General features: G+C 73.0%; 11 protein-coding genes. 9 read left to right on the top strand and 2 right to left on the bottom strand.

Going from position 1 to position 12,904, the window contains the following annotated elements; translation table 11 throughout:
- Positions 1 to 3: 3 nt before the first annotated feature.
- Positions 4 to 687 (bottom strand): S1 family peptidase, encoded by a 684-nt coding sequence (locus GA0070215_RS02850; protein WP_018785474.1) that lies wholly within the window; start codon positions 685 to 687, stop codon positions 4 to 6.
- A 470-nt stretch (positions 688 to 1,157) separates the two neighbouring features.
- Between GA0070215_RS02850 and purS the strand changes: the two genes are divergently transcribed.
- The 4 genes from purS to GA0070215_RS02830 all read left to right on the top strand — a co-directional run bounded on the left by purS (position 1,158) and on the right by GA0070215_RS02830 (position 5,634).
- Positions 1,158 to 1,421 (top strand): phosphoribosylformylglycinamidine synthase subunit PurS, encoded by a 264-nt coding sequence (gene purS, locus GA0070215_RS02845; RefSeq protein WP_013473439.1) that lies wholly within the window; start codon positions 1,158 to 1,160, stop codon positions 1,419 to 1,421.
- Positions 1,418 to 2,101 (top strand): phosphoribosylformylglycinamidine synthase subunit PurQ, encoded by a 684-nt coding sequence (gene purQ / locus GA0070215_RS02840; protein ID WP_018785472.1) that lies wholly within the window; start codon positions 1,418 to 1,420, stop codon positions 2,099 to 2,101. The genes purS and purQ overlap by 4 nt, the downstream gene beginning before the upstream one ends.
- A gap of 64 nt (positions 2,102 to 2,165) precedes the next feature.
- Positions 2,166 to 4,874: a phosphoribosylformylglycinamidine synthase subunit PurL gene (purL, locus tag GA0070215_RS02835; RefSeq protein WP_091041439.1), complete on the top strand. Its 2,709-nt coding sequence runs from the start codon at positions 2,166 to 2,168 to the stop codon at positions 4,872 to 4,874.
- Positions 4,875 to 4,884: 10 nt separating this feature from the next.
- The gene (locus tag GA0070215_RS02830; RefSeq protein WP_091042088.1) at positions 4,885 to 5,634 is read left to right on the top strand and encodes a 2-phosphosulfolactate phosphatase; all 750 of its coding nucleotides are present in this window, start codon (positions 4,885 to 4,887) and stop codon (positions 5,632 to 5,634) included.
- Positions 5,635 to 5,712: 78 nt separating this feature from the next.
- Here GA0070215_RS02830 and GA0070215_RS02825 read toward each other — a convergent pair whose 3' ends face one another.
- Entirely contained in the window at positions 5,713 to 8,046 is a 2,334-nt protein-coding gene (locus GA0070215_RS02825; RefSeq protein ID WP_091042085.1) for a carboxypeptidase-like regulatory domain-containing protein, read from the bottom strand.
- Between the two features lie 160 nt (positions 8,047 to 8,206).
- Here GA0070215_RS02825 and GA0070215_RS02820 point away from each other — a divergent pair, with 160 nt between their 5' ends.
- The 5 genes from GA0070215_RS02820 (at position 8,207) to amcA (ending at position 12,870) form a co-directional block, all read left to right on the top strand.
- Entirely contained in the window at positions 8,207 to 8,560 is a 354-nt protein-coding gene (locus tag GA0070215_RS02820; RefSeq protein ID WP_091041435.1) for a sterol carrier family protein, read from the top strand.
- Between the two features lie 168 nt (positions 8,561 to 8,728).
- Positions 8,729 to 10,246: an amidophosphoribosyltransferase gene (purF, locus tag GA0070215_RS02815; protein WP_018785468.1), complete on the top strand. Its 1,518-nt coding sequence runs from the start codon at positions 8,729 to 8,731 to the stop codon at positions 10,244 to 10,246.
- Positions 10,247 to 10,303: 57 nt separating this feature from the next.
- Entirely contained in the window at positions 10,304 to 11,458 is a 1,155-nt protein-coding gene (purM, locus tag GA0070215_RS02810) for a phosphoribosylformylglycinamidine cyclo-ligase (protein WP_018785467.1), read from the top strand.
- Between the two features lie 127 nt (positions 11,459 to 11,585).
- On the top strand, positions 11,586 to 12,677 hold the full coding sequence (gene amcB / locus GA0070215_RS02805; RefSeq protein WP_208600282.1) for a cyclophane-forming radical SAM peptide maturase AmcB: 1,092 nt from the start codon (positions 11,586 to 11,588) through the stop codon (positions 12,675 to 12,677).
- Positions 12,658 to 12,870 carry a multiple cyclophane-containing RiPP AmcA gene (gene amcA / locus GA0070215_RS02800; protein ID WP_018785465.1) on the top strand — a complete coding sequence of 71 codons (213 nt, stop codon included), beginning with the start codon at positions 12,658 to 12,660 and terminating at the stop codon, positions 12,868 to 12,870. Before amcB ends, amcA begins: the two co-directional genes overlap by 20 nt.
- Positions 12,871 to 12,904: the final 34 nt, after the last annotated feature.

Here is a 12,904-nt window from a genome sequence, read left to right as displayed (position 1 = left end):
CCGTCAGACACCGGCCGTCGAGGTGATCCAGGCCCGGTTGTACGCGACACTGCCGTAGTTCTGGATGCTCTGGCCGTCGGCGGTGGAGGCGACGCCGACCTGCCGCCCGTTGTAGAACTGCGGACCGCCCGAGTCGCCCCGCCACGCGTTGCCGTTGATCCGGGTGCTCCGGATCGCCTGGCCGCCGTACGCGTCGGTGGCGCTGTTGCTGGTCACCCGGACGCTGGCGGTCTTGAGCTGCGACGACGCGCTGCACCCGCTGTAGCAGGTCATGCCCCAGCCGTAGATGGTGTTCGTGGAGCCGACCGGCGGGTTGCTGGTGGCCAGTGACACGGCGGAGGTGCTGACCGTGCTGGACAGGCGCAGCAGGGCCAGGTCGTAGCGGCTGTACGAGGCGCTCACGGTGCGGGTCACGCCGCCCGAGGCGCGGTAGACGCTGCCGACGCGCACCGACATGGTGCCGCTGACGCAGTGCCGGGCGGTGAGCACCCACTGGGGCGCGATGACGCTGCCGGAGCAGGTGAACGAGCCGTTGCTGAAGACGGCGGCGGCCCACGGCGCGGACGAGACGGTGCCGCCGCCGATGATCGGCTGAGGGCCGGCCGGTGCGGCGGCAGCGCCGGAGGCGGTGACCAGGACGCCGGCCAGCGCGGTGGTCAGCACGGCGAGCAGGGGACGGAGACGCATGTCGGGGCTCCTTCTGCGCGGACGCCCGGGGTTACCGGGCAGGGGGTGACACCCGCCGGATGGGGTGGGCCGGCGAGGGACGTCGATCCCAGTCATCGACATCTGACGATGCATGCTACGGCCGCGACGCCCTCTGTCACAAGGTGCGGATCGAATCAGGCCGATGGCGTGACGTGCGCCGCGTGGCGCGCCGACGCGCTGTCGGATACCGGTCCAAGGTGGGGTGTTTCGCGGCAGAATGCCTGCTGGGAGGCGTTGCCGGAAAGCTCCGGCAAGCACGCAGCGCAACGAATTCGCATCGACGCCGCAACGAACGGGCAACGGTGCCCGTCCGGTGCCGCGGGTGCGGCAGATCAGTGCCGGAACTGCCCCCGGCCGGTGCGGGCCGGGCGGTATCTGCCAGGTACGCTGGCTGCGCTCGCCCGATTGTTGGGCCGGCACCCAACTGCGTACACAGTCAGGAGTGCCCAGTGCCTCGCGTCGTCGTCGACGTCATGCTCAAGCCCGAGATCCTCGATCCGCAGGGCCAGGCCGTCGCAAACGCGCTGCCCCGGCTCGGCGTCAGTGACGTCGCCTCGGTTCGGATCGGCAGGCGGATCGAGATCGAGTTCACCGGCGAACCGGACCTGGACCGGGCCCGGGAGATCGCCGACAAGCTGCTTGCCAACCCGGTCATCGAGGACTTCACCGTCCGGGTGGTCACCGCCGACGAGACCGCGGGCGCGCAGTCGTGACCGCCCGGGTCGGTGTGGTCACCTTCCCCGGCTCGCTCGACGACGGGGACGCGGCCCGGGCCGTACGGATCGCCGGCGCCGAGGCGGTCCGGCTCTGGCACGGCGACCCGGACCTGCACGGGGTGGACGCCGTCGTCCTGCCCGGCGGCTTCTCCTACGGCGACTACCTGCGCTGCGGCGCCATCGCCCGGTTCGCCCCGGTGATGGAGACGATCGTCCAGGCCGCGCGCGGTGGCCTGCCGGTGCTCGGCATCTGCAACGGCTTCCAGATCCTCTGCGAGGCGCACCTGCTGCCCGGCGCGCTCACCCGCAACCAGCACCTGCACTTCCGCAACCGGGACCAGGTCCTGCGGATCGAGAGCACCGGCACCGCCTGGACGAACGCGTTCCAGCCGGGCCAGGAGGTGCTGATCCCGGTCAAGAACGGTGAGGGCTGCTACGTCGCCGACCCGGCGACGCTCGACCGGCTGGAGGGTGAGGGCCGCGTCGTCGCCCGCTACGTCGGCGGCAACCCCAACGGATCGCAGCGCGACATCGCGGCGATCACCAACGAGGCCGGCAACGTCGTGGGCATCATGCCGCACCCCGAGCACGCGGTGGAGGCGCTCACCGGCCCCTCCCTGGACGGCCTCGGCTTCTTCACCTCGGTGCTCAAGCATCTGGTGGGAGCGCCGGCGTGATGGTGGCCGGGAACATCGGTCGGCCCACCCGCCGCACCGGCGGCGAGCGCAGCAAGGAGACGTCATGACCACCCATCCGGACCCGGCCCTGCGCGAGCAGCAGGGCGTGGTGCCGCAGGCCGGCCCGACCGACGACTGGGCGCCGGGCGTGGACACCGTGTCCCGGGCCGCCGACTCGCCGGAGGAGCTTCAGCCGTACGCCGAGCTGGGCCTCCGCGACGACGAGTACGACCGGATCCGGCACATCCTCGGCCGCCGGCCCACCCAGGCCGAGCTGGCCATGTACTCGATCATGTGGAGCGAGCACTGCTCCTACAAGTCGAGCAAGGTGCACCTGCGCCAGTTCGGCGAGAAGGCGCCGCCGAGCGACCGGCTGCTCGCCGGCATCGGGGAGAACGCCGGCGTGGTCCGTGTCTCCGACGAGCTGGCGGTGACGTTCAAGGTCGAGTCGCACAACCACCCGAGCTTCGTCGAGCCGTACCAGGGCGCGGCGACCGGCGTCGGCGGCATCGTCCGCGACATCCTCGCCATGGGCGCCCGCCCGGTCGCCGTGATGGACCCGCTGCGCTTCGGCGCGGCCGACCACCCGGACACCGCCCGGGTACTGCCCGGCGTGGTCGCCGGCGTCGGCGGCTACGGCAACTGCCTGGGCCTGCCCAACATCGGCGGCGAGGTCGTCTTCGACCCCTGCTACCAGGGCAACCCGCTGGTCAACGCGCTCTGCCTGGGCGTGCTGCCGGTCGACCGGCTCCAGAAGAAGGACGCCACCGGCCCCGGCAACGTCGTGGTGCTGATGGGCGCCAAGACCGGCCGCGACGGCATCGGCGGCGTGTCGGTGCTCGCCAGCGCCACCTTCGACGAGGGCAGCGAGCAGCGCCGCCCGTCCGTGCAGGTGGGCGACCCCTTCATGGAGAAGCTGCTCATCGAGGCATGCCTGGAGCTGTACGACGCCGAACTGGTCGTCGGCATCCAGGACCTCGGCGGCGCCGGCCTGACCTGCGCCCTCACCGAGACCGCCGCCTCCGCCGGTACCGGCATGCGGGTCTGGCTGGAGCGCGTGCCGCTGCGCGAGCCCTCGATGGAGCCGCACGAGATCCTGGCCAGCGAGTCCCAGGAGCGGATGCTGCTCGTCGTCTCGCCGGACAAGCTCGACGCGGTGCTCAAGACCGCCGAGAAGTGGGGCGTCTGGGCCACTGCCATCGGCGAGGTCACCGCGCCGTCGGCGGACGGCCAGCCGGGCCGGCTGATCGTCACCTGGCGCGACCAGCTCGTGGTGGACGTGCCGCCGGGCTCGCTCGTCGACGACGGCCCGGTGTACGCCCGGCCGATGCGCGAGCCGGCCGACCTGATCCTGCTCCAGGCCGACCGCGCCGAGACGCTGCCCCGGCCGAGCACCCCGGAGGCGCTCCGGGAGACCGTGCTGCGCATGATCGCGTCGCCGAACCTGGCCGACAAGACCTGGGTCACCGAGCAGTACGACAGGTACGTGCTCGGCAACACCGTGCTCGCCCAGCCGGAGGACTCCGGCGTGATCCGGATCGACGAGCGCAGCGGCCTCGGTGTCGCGCTCTCCGTCGACGGCAACGGCCGGTACGCCCGCCTCGACCCGTACCACGGGACGAAGCTGGCGCTGGCCGAGGCGTACCGGAACGTGGCGGTGACCGGCGCGAAGCCGATCGCGGTCACCAACTGCCTGAACTTCGGCTCGCCGGAGGACCCGGGCGTGATGTGGCAGTTCGCCGAGGCCGTGCGTGGCCTCGCGGACGGCTGCCTGGAGCTGGGCATCCCGGTGACCGGCGGCAACGTCAGCTTCTACAACCAGACCGGCGCCGCGGCCATCCACCCGACCCCGGTGGTCGGCGTGCTCGGTGTGCTCGACGACGTCGCCGACCGGGTGCAGATGGGCTTCGTGCCGCGTCCGGCCGGCGACCACGACCAGCTGTTCCTGCTGGGCGAGACGCACGTCGAGCTGTCCGGCTCGGAGTGGGCCTGGGTGACCCACGAGCACCTGGGGGGCATCCCCCCGCAGGTCGACCTGGCCCGCGAGCGGCAGCTCGCCGAGCTGCTGGCCGAGGCGGCCCGGGTCGGGCACCTCAGCTCCGCGCACGACCTGTCCGACGGCGGCCTGGCGCAGAGCCTGGTCGAGTCGGCCCTGCGCCGCGGCGTGGGCGCCCGGGTCGTGGTGCCGGAGCACTTCGCGGGTGGTTCGATGCCGTTCGTGTTCCTGTTCAGCGAGTCCGCCGGCCGCGTGCTGGTGTCGGTGCCGCGCGGCCACGAGAAGGCGTTCACCGCCCTCTGCGCCGAGCGCGGCGTGCCGTGGGAGTTCATCGGCGTCACCGACCCGGCCTCCGGTGCGCTGGAGGTGCACGGTCAGTTCCGGTTCGGCCTGGACGAGCTGCGCGAGGTACACACCGGGACGCTCCCGCGCCTGTTCGGTGTGGCCGAGGCGGCGCACGTGGAGGTGGAGGCGACCCGTACCGGGACGACCACTGTGCTTCCGGCCACGGCGGAGCAGCCGGTAGGCGTGGACCCGGCCGCTGTCGACGCCGAGCCGATCGCCAAGGCTGGCCGGGACACGCAGCCCGCCGAGGCCGAGGCGTCCGCGCCCGCCCCCACGGCGGAGTCCGACGCGCCCGCTGCGGCGGCGCCGGGCGAGGCCGCGCCGGCCGACGTGACGCCGGCCGTCGACGAAACCCCGGCCCCGGACGAGTCGGCGGCCGCCGACGGATCCGACCGTCCGGCTCCCGGTGAGCCGGCGCCGGGTCAGCGCTGAGGCGCTGGCCCTGGCCGTCTTCGCCCAACCCGGCGCCGGTGCCCGGTTCGACTGGGGACTGACCGGGGCGGCGGAACTCGGCCGGGTCTGTGCCGCCCTGGTGGTGGTGGACGTGTTGTCGTTCACCACCACCGTGGAGGTGGCGGTGAGCCGTGGCATGCGGGTGCACCCGTTCCCGTGGGGTGAGCAGGCCGCCGACTACGCCCGCCGGATGGGGGCCGTGGCCGCTGTGGGCCGCCGGAAGATGACTGCGGAGCACCCGTGGTCGCTGTCTCCGGCGGCACTGCGGGCCGCGCCGGTCGTCCCCGACCTGGTGTTGCCGTCACCGAACGGTTCGGCGATCAGCGCCGCCGCGAGCGCCACCGGGGTGCCGGTGGTCGCGGCGTGCCTGCGTAACGCACCCGCCGTCGGGCGCTGGCTGCGCGCCGAGGGGTACGGCTCGACGGACGCCCCGGTGGGCGTGGTGGCGGCCGGGGAGCGCTGGCCCGACGGGTCGCTCCGGCCGTGCGTGGAGGACCAGCTCGGTGCGGCCTGCGTGCTCGACGCGCTCGCCGACGTGCCGGGTGGGCTCTCGGTGGAGGCCGCGATGGCGCTCGCCGCGCTGGCGAGCACGCCGGACGTGCCGGCGGCGGTCCGGGGATGCGTCTCCGGGCGGGAACTCGCCGAGGGCGGCTTCGCCGAGGACGTCGCGGTCGCGACCGAGGTCGCTGTCTCCGACGTGGTGCCGGTACTCCGCCAGGGCTACTTCGCCCCCGCCTGAGCACCGCTTCCGGTCCCGTCCCGCAGGACGCGCCCCTGATGATCCCGGCGGGCCGTCGTCAGCCACGTCCGGTGCCTGTCAGTCGTCCAGCCAGTCGAGGCGCCGTCCGCCACGGTCCGCCTGCCCGTCCGGGCGGGCACGGCCTGCCTGCGCCGGGTCGTTGGGGTAGGCGTTGTCGTAGCCGCCCCCGCGCTGCTGCGGCGGCTCCTGGCCGTAACCGCCCTGGCCGTAACCACCCTGCGGGGCCTGACCGTAGCCGTCCCCGTACCCGCCGGCCTGCTGGCCGTAGCCGCCGGACTGGTGACCGCCGTCGTAACCGCCACCCGCGTTGCCGTATCCGCCGGTCGGTGCGTCGCCGTATCCGCCCTGCTGACGGCCGCTGTCGTAGCCGCCGGTCGCACTACTGTCGTAACCGCCGGCGCCGCTGTCGTAGCCACCCTGGGACCGGCTGTCGTAGCCGCCGCCACCGGGGTTGTCGTAGCCGCCGGTCGGTGCGTCACCGTATCCGCCCTGCTGACGGCCGCTGTCGTAGCCGCCGGACGGGGTATCGCGGTAGCCACCCGAAGGGGCGTTGTCGTAGCCGCCGGTCGCGTCCTCGCCGTAGCCGCCGCCCGCCGCACGTCGGCCGCCGTATGCCGGTGCGTCGCCGTACCCGCCGGACGGGTTGTCGCCGTAGCCACCACCCGCTGCGTTGCCGTAGGCACCGGTGGGATCGCCGTACCCGCCCTGCTGACGGTCGCCGTCGTAACCGCTCGACGCGGCGCCGTAGCCACCGCCTGCGCCATAGCCGTCGCTCTGCTCCGGGCCACGGCCGTACGAGGACGAGCCGGCCTGGTCGTAGCCGCGGTCCTGCTCGGGCTGGTAGGTGCTGGTCGGGTACGGGTCGGCCGCGGGCGCGTACTGCGTGCTGTCACCGGTGTAGCGGCCGGTGGGCTCGTCGAAGCGCTCGTTGCCGTAGCCGCCGCCCTGGGCCGCGTAGCCGGCCGCTCCGGCCGCGGCACCGGCACCGGCACCGGCGGCGTAGTCCGGGCTGCCGTATCCGGCACCGGAGGAGGGGCCGTTGCCGTAGCCGCCGCCCGAGGACGGCGCGTTGCCGTAGCCGCCGCCCGAGGATGGCGCGTTGCCGTAGCCGCCCGCGCCGCCGTAGCCGCCCTGGCCCGGTGCGTCGTCGCCGTAGCCGTAGCCGCCCTGGCCGCCGCCGACACCATAGGACGGGCCGGGCGGGGCGCCGTACGGGTCCGGCGGGACGTCGTCCACGACCGGCCGCTGGAGCATGGTGGGGGCGTCGCTGATCGACGGGCCGCCGACCATCGTCGCGGCCGGCCCGGCGCCCATGCCGTTCACCACCCGGGTCTGGTCGTCAGCCCCGTGGTACGCGCCCCGGGCCGCCGGGATCGCACCGGCCGCAGCGGGGCCACCCGGACCGGTCGGTCCGTCCGGACCGTCGCCGTCGCCGTCGTCGCCCTCGTTCTTGCGGCGCATGTAGAGCAGCACGATGGTGCCCACGCCGACGGCGACGAAGAGGCCGCCGAGCAGGATGAGCAGCCAGGAGCCGAAGCCGCCGGAGTCCTCGTTCGCGGCCGGCTGCTGCGCGGCGGGCGCCTCGGCCGACGGGGTGTCGGTCGCCTCCTCCTCGAGCGGCTCCTCGGACGGCGGGGCGGACTCACTCGCCGACGGGGAGGCGCTCGGGCTCGCCGACGCCCTCAGCTGGATGCTGAGCCGGACGCCGGTCACCGACTGGCCGGCGTCCGCGTTGATCGACCGGGCGACCGGCGAGGCGCCGTCGGTGGAGGCACCGAGGTCGATCCGGCCGGGCGCGATCGGGTTGGACTCGGAGCCGCTGAAGCTGAAGTTGCCGTTGCCACTGGTGTTGGTGCGGCGTTCCTTGCCCGCGCTGTCGCGGAGCATGACGAGGGCGCCCTCGATGGCTTGGCCGTCGGCGTTGACCACCTTGCCGGACACCGTCTTGACGGTCTGCGGCTGCTGCGGCTCCGGGGCCTCGCCCTTGACCGCCAGCTGGAAGGTGCCGGTGGCCGGGTCGGAGTCGTCGGGCCGGACCTGCACCGTGACCGACGTGTTGGCGTCCTGCGCGTTGTCGTTGGCGCGGATGGTGAGCAGCTGGGTCTTGGGCTGTGGGTTGCCCGGCGAGAAGTTGACCTGGCCGCAGCCCGAGGCGCAGCTGACGCCGGACGGCAGGCCGGTCAGGCTGATGTCGGCGCTCTGGTCGCCGTCCTGCGGAGTGATCCGGACGGTGATCGTGGTGTCGCTGCCGGCGTTGACCGTTGCCGATCCCGGGGAGACGCTGACGTCGGCGGCGAGGGCGGGAGATGCGGGGACGGTGAGCAGGGCGCCGGAGACCAGCGCTACGACCACACCGGCCCGCTGCTTCCAGGCACGTCGGTGTGTTGACACGTCCACCGCCTTCCGGGTCTGATCCCCGCGTCGGCCGCTCGGCCGAGGTTGATCACTCACGGTACGAATTACGCCGTCGGCAACTATGCCTTGTCTGACCGGATCATCTCTACCCAGGGCCGCCGTCGGGGGGCGTTCTGCCGGGTCGTATCGTCCCGTCGTGTCCTCTCCGCACGCTTATTCCGAAGCGGTACTCGCCGCACTGGCGGCGCTGGACGAGGGGCGTTCGCCCGAACGGCCGGTGCTCCGGGAGGCGGTCCGGACCCTCTTGGCTGCCCTCGCGGATCGCGCCCCCGGCCGATCGGTGGAGGTGCGCGTCCCACCCTACGGTGCGGTCCAGTGCGTGAGTGGTCCACGACACACCCGTGGTACGCCGCCGAACGTGGTGGAGATGGATCCGCCGACCTGGCTGGCGGTCGCCACCGGACGTCGGGGATGGGCGGAAGCGGTCACTGAGGGTCGCATCCGGGTCTCCGGAAACCGGGCTGACCTCTCCCCGCACCTCCCGATTTAGGCGTCGAGCAGGGCAAACCCTGTCCACTCTGTGTGGGCGTCTCATGACTGTCGGTGTCGGCTGCTGGTCGCGTACACTGAGAGCCGACGACGGTCCCGGCCCATGCGTGCGGAGCTGCCCCCCGACTCCGCCAGGCCAGTCCAGACCCCCACTGCGAGGGAGCGGCAGGTGCCCCGAGGCGATGGCCGGCTGAGCCACGACCTTGACCCCCAGCGACCCGGCCCACAGGACGCGTGCGGCGTCTTCGGTGTCTGGGCTCCGGGTGAAGAGGTCGCCAACCTCACCTACTTCGGGCTCTACGCCCTCCAGCATCGCGGTCAGGAGGCCGCGGGCATCGCGGTGAGCGACGGCTCCGGTGTCGTGGTCTACAAGGATCTCGGCCTGGTCGCCCAGGTGTTCGACGAGCCGACGCTGGCGAGCCTGCGCGGGCACGTCGCGATCGGGCACGCGCGCTACTCCACCACCGGCGGCTCGACCTGGGAGAACGCCCAGCCGACCATCCGGGCCACGAGCGCCGGCACCACCATCGCGCTGGCGCACAACGGCAACCTGGTCAACACCGCCGAGTTGCAGCGCGAGGCGGCCGTGCGAGGGCTCGACTCCGACGGCTCGACGAACGACACCTCGCTGGTCACCATGCTGCTGGCGAGCCGGCCCGACCTGTCGGTCGAGGCGGCCGCGCTGGAGGTGCTGCCGCAGCTGCGCGGCGCGTTCAGCTTCGTCTTCATGGACGAGTCGACGCTCTACGCGGCGCGCGACGCGCACGGCGTGCGCCCGCTGGTGCTCGGCCGGCTCGAACGCGGGTGGGTGGTGGCGAGCGAGACCGCCGCACTGGACATCGTCGGCGCGAGCGTGGTGCGCGAGGTCGAGCCGGGCGAGCTGATCGCCATCGACGAGAACGGCCTGCGTTCCAGCCGGTTCGCCTCGCCCGAGCCCAAGGGCTGCCTGTTCGAGTACGTGTACATCGCCCGGCCGGACGCCACCATCGCCGGCCGCAACGTGCACGCCGCGCGGGTGCAGATCGGCCGCCAGCTCGCCAAGGAGCACCCGGTCGAGGCCGACCTGGTGATCCCGGTGCCGGAGTCCGGCACGCCGGCCGCCATCGGCTACGCCGAGGAGTCGGGCATCACCTACGGCCAGGGCCTGATGAAGAACCCGTACGTCGGGCGCACGTTCATCCAGCCCTCGCAGACGCTGCGGGCGCTCGGCGTCCGGCTGAAGCTGAACCCGCTGCGGCAGAACGTACGCGGCAAGCGCCTGGTGGTGGTGGACGACTCGATCGTGCGGGGCACCACCCAGCGGGCGATCGTCCGGCTGCTGCGCGAGGCGGGCGCCCTGGAGGTCCACGTCCGGATCTCCTCGCCGCCGGTGAGCTGGCCCTGCTTCTACGGCATCGACTTCGCCACCCGCGCCGAGCTGCTCGCGAACGGGCTGGACAACGACGGCGTCCGCCGGTCCATCGGCGCCGACTCGCTCGGTTACGTATCGCTGCCCGGTCTCATCGCGGCGACCGAGCAGCCGAAGAGCCGGCTCTGCCGGGCGTGCTTCGATGGGGAGTACCCGATCGACCTGCCGGCCGGAAACCTGATCGGCAAGCACGTGCTCGAAGGAGTGGGACGCCGGGTCGCCGCCGAGGCGGCCGGGCCGACCGGTCCGCTCGTCGCCACACCGACCCACCACCCGTAGCACCACCGACGCGGGTCCGGCCGCTCCGGGCCCGCGGGAACCACAAAGGGGAGAACCGTGACGCACGTGTCCGAGCGCAGCGGCGCAGGATCCAGCCCGACGGGCGCCGGCGGCGACCGCCAGCCCTGGTCGGCGGGTTCCGGCCGGACGCAGCGCAAACGCTCGGTCTCGTACGCCGACGCCGGGGTGTCGATCGAGGCGGGCGACCGCGCGGTCGAGCTGCTCAAGTCCAAGGTCAAGGAGACCCGGCGCCCCGAGGTCATGGGTGATCTGGGCGGCTTCGCCGGCCTGTTCCGGCTGGACACCACGAAATACAAGAACCCGATCCTGGCCTCCTCGACCGACGGCGTGGGCACCAAGCTGGTGATCGCCCAGCAGCTCGACATCCACGACACGGTCGGCATCGACCTGGTCGCCATGGTCGTCGACGACCTGGTGGCCTGCGGCGCCGAGCCGCTGTTCCTGCTCGACTACATCGCCACCGGCGAGGTCGTGCCGGACAAGGTCGCCGAGATCGGCGCCGGCATCGCGGACGGCTGCCGGTACGCCGGCTGCGCACTGCTGGGTGGCGAGACCGCCGAGCACCCGGGCGTGCTGCGCCCGGACGAGTACGACATCTCGGCCACCGGCGTCGGCGTGGTGGAGGAGAGCGAGATCCTCAGCCCGGAGCGGGTCGAGGTGGGCGACGTGGTGATCGCCATGCGCTCCTCCGGCCTGCACTCCAACGGCTACTCGCTGGTCCGGCACGTGCTGCTCGGCGCCGGCCGGATGCGGCTGGACGTGGTGATCGACGACTTCGGCCGCCAGCGGACGCTCGGCGAGGAGCTGCTCACCCCGACCAAGATCTACGCGCAGGACTGCCTGAAGCTGATCGCCGAGGCCGAGGTGCGGGCGCTGGCCCACGTCACCGGCGGCGGCATCCCCGGCAACCTGGTCCGGGTGCTGCCCGAGCACGTCGACGCCGTGGTGAACCGCTCCACCTGGAAACCGCAGCCGATCTTCGACCTGATCCAGTCCAAGGGCCGGATCGAGGACCCGGAGATGGAGGCGACGTTCAACATGGGCGTCGGCATGTTCGCGATCGTCTCCGCCGAGGACGCCGACCGCGCGCTGGCCACCCTGACCGGCCGGGGCGTGGACGCCTGGCAGGCCGGCGAGATCATCGAGGGGTCCGGCAACGTGCAGATGGTCGGGCAGCACACCCGGGGCTGATCACCCTGCGCCGATCGGCCGGGCACGTGATCGGGGGTTCACCCGAGCGGTCGCCGCGGCCTAGCCTGAAGGTTCGGTTTTCAGGCAGGCGGGGGAGACGCTGATGGCTGCGCGCACGCCCGGAGGGATGCGGGGAATCGCCGCCGTCCCGTCGTACGTGGTGATGCAGCCGACCACGCTGTGCAACCTCGACTGCGCCTACTGCTACCTCCCCTTCCGGTCGGTGGACCGGCGGATGCCGGTGGCCGTCGCCGAGGCGGTGGCGGCGTCGGTGAACCAGTGGGCGGCGGGCGGTCGCTTCTCCGTGGTCTGGCACGGCGGGGAGCCGCTCGCGGCCGGCCGGGAACACCTGGCCGCGCTGCTGGCGCCGTTCGGTCCCGACGTCGAGCACCACGTGCAGACGAACGCCACGCTGATCGACGACGCCTGGTGCGCGTTCTTCGCCGAGCACCGGGTACGGGTCAGCGTCAGCGTGGACGGGCCGCGGGCGCGCAACGGCGAGCGGGTCACCCGGGGCGGGCGGCCCGCGTACGACCGGATCGTGGCGGGCGTGGCGGCGCTGCACCGCCACGGCCTGCCGTTCTCGGCGCTCGCGGTGGTGTCGCGGCCGGAGCCGGGCCTGGCGACCGAGCTGTACGGCTACTTCCTCGACCTTGGCTGCGACGTGCTCGGCGTCAACATCGAGGAGACCGAGGGCGTCAACACCCGGACGAACGCGCGCGACGAGGGCGCGGTCACCCGATTCTGGGCCGAGCTGGTGGCGGCGTGGCGCCGGGATCCCCGGATCCACCTGCGTGAGGTGGAGTGGTCGCTGCGGTACGCGGGAGCGGTCCTGGCCGGCACCGCCGACGATTTGCTGCCCCGGAGTCTCGACCCGATCCCGACGGTCGGGCACGACGGTTCGGTGGTGGTGCTCTCGCCGGAGTTGGCCGGCTTCACCGATCCCCGGTACGGCGACTTCGCCAGCGGGAACGTGCTGACCACCCCGCTACGCGACATTCTCGCCGGTGCGGCCGGTACGCCGTGGGTGGACGAGTTCCTCACCGGCGTGGAGGCGTGCCGGGCGTCCTGCGCGTACTTCGGGTTCTGCGGCGGCGGGCACGCCGCCAACCGTTACTTCGAGCTGGGGCGTTTCGACGGTACGGAGACCGAGCACTGCCGCAACAGCAAGATCCGCCTACTGGAGGGAGTGTTGGAGCATGCCCGAGACCATCAGTGACACCGACCGGGAGGCGGTCGCCGACCGGGTGCGGGACGCCGCTGCGGGGCTTACCGCTCTGCTCCGCGAGGCGGAGGCGGCGCGGCTGCTGCGGGCGGAGGTGTCGGGCGGCGACGGCGCCGGCGCGGTCTGCGCGTGGAACCACTTCGAGAACATCCCGACGTTCTACAACTGGAACAACCGGCCGCGCTGAGGGGACGGTTCCGCGATCAAGGACCTGCCGGCGC

Origin of the sequence: Micromonospora marina, from assembly GCF_900091565.1 — a bacterium.
Taxonomy (GTDB): Bacteria; Actinomycetota; Actinomycetes; order Mycobacteriales; family Micromonosporaceae; genus Micromonospora; species Micromonospora marina.
This window is presented reverse-complemented; position numbering and strand designations above follow the sequence as displayed.

What these genes read in the sequence shown, in the direction of transcription:
- GA0070215_RS02850 (WP_018785474.1), bottom strand. Translation starts at nt 687, where the DNA reads ATGCGTCTCCGTCCCCTGCTCGCCGTGCTGACCACCGCGCTGGCCGGC.
- purL (WP_091041439.1), top strand. Translation starts at nt 2,166, where the DNA reads ATGACCACCCATCCGGACCCGGCCCTGCGCGAGCAGCAGGGCGTGGTG.
- amcB (WP_208600282.1), top strand. Translation starts at nt 11,586, where the DNA reads ATGCGGGGAATCGCCGCCGTCCCGTCGTACGTGGTGATGCAGCCGACC.
- amcA (WP_018785465.1), top strand. Translation starts at nt 12,658, where the DNA reads ATGCCCGAGACCATCAGTGACACCGACCGGGAGGCGGTCGCCGACCGG.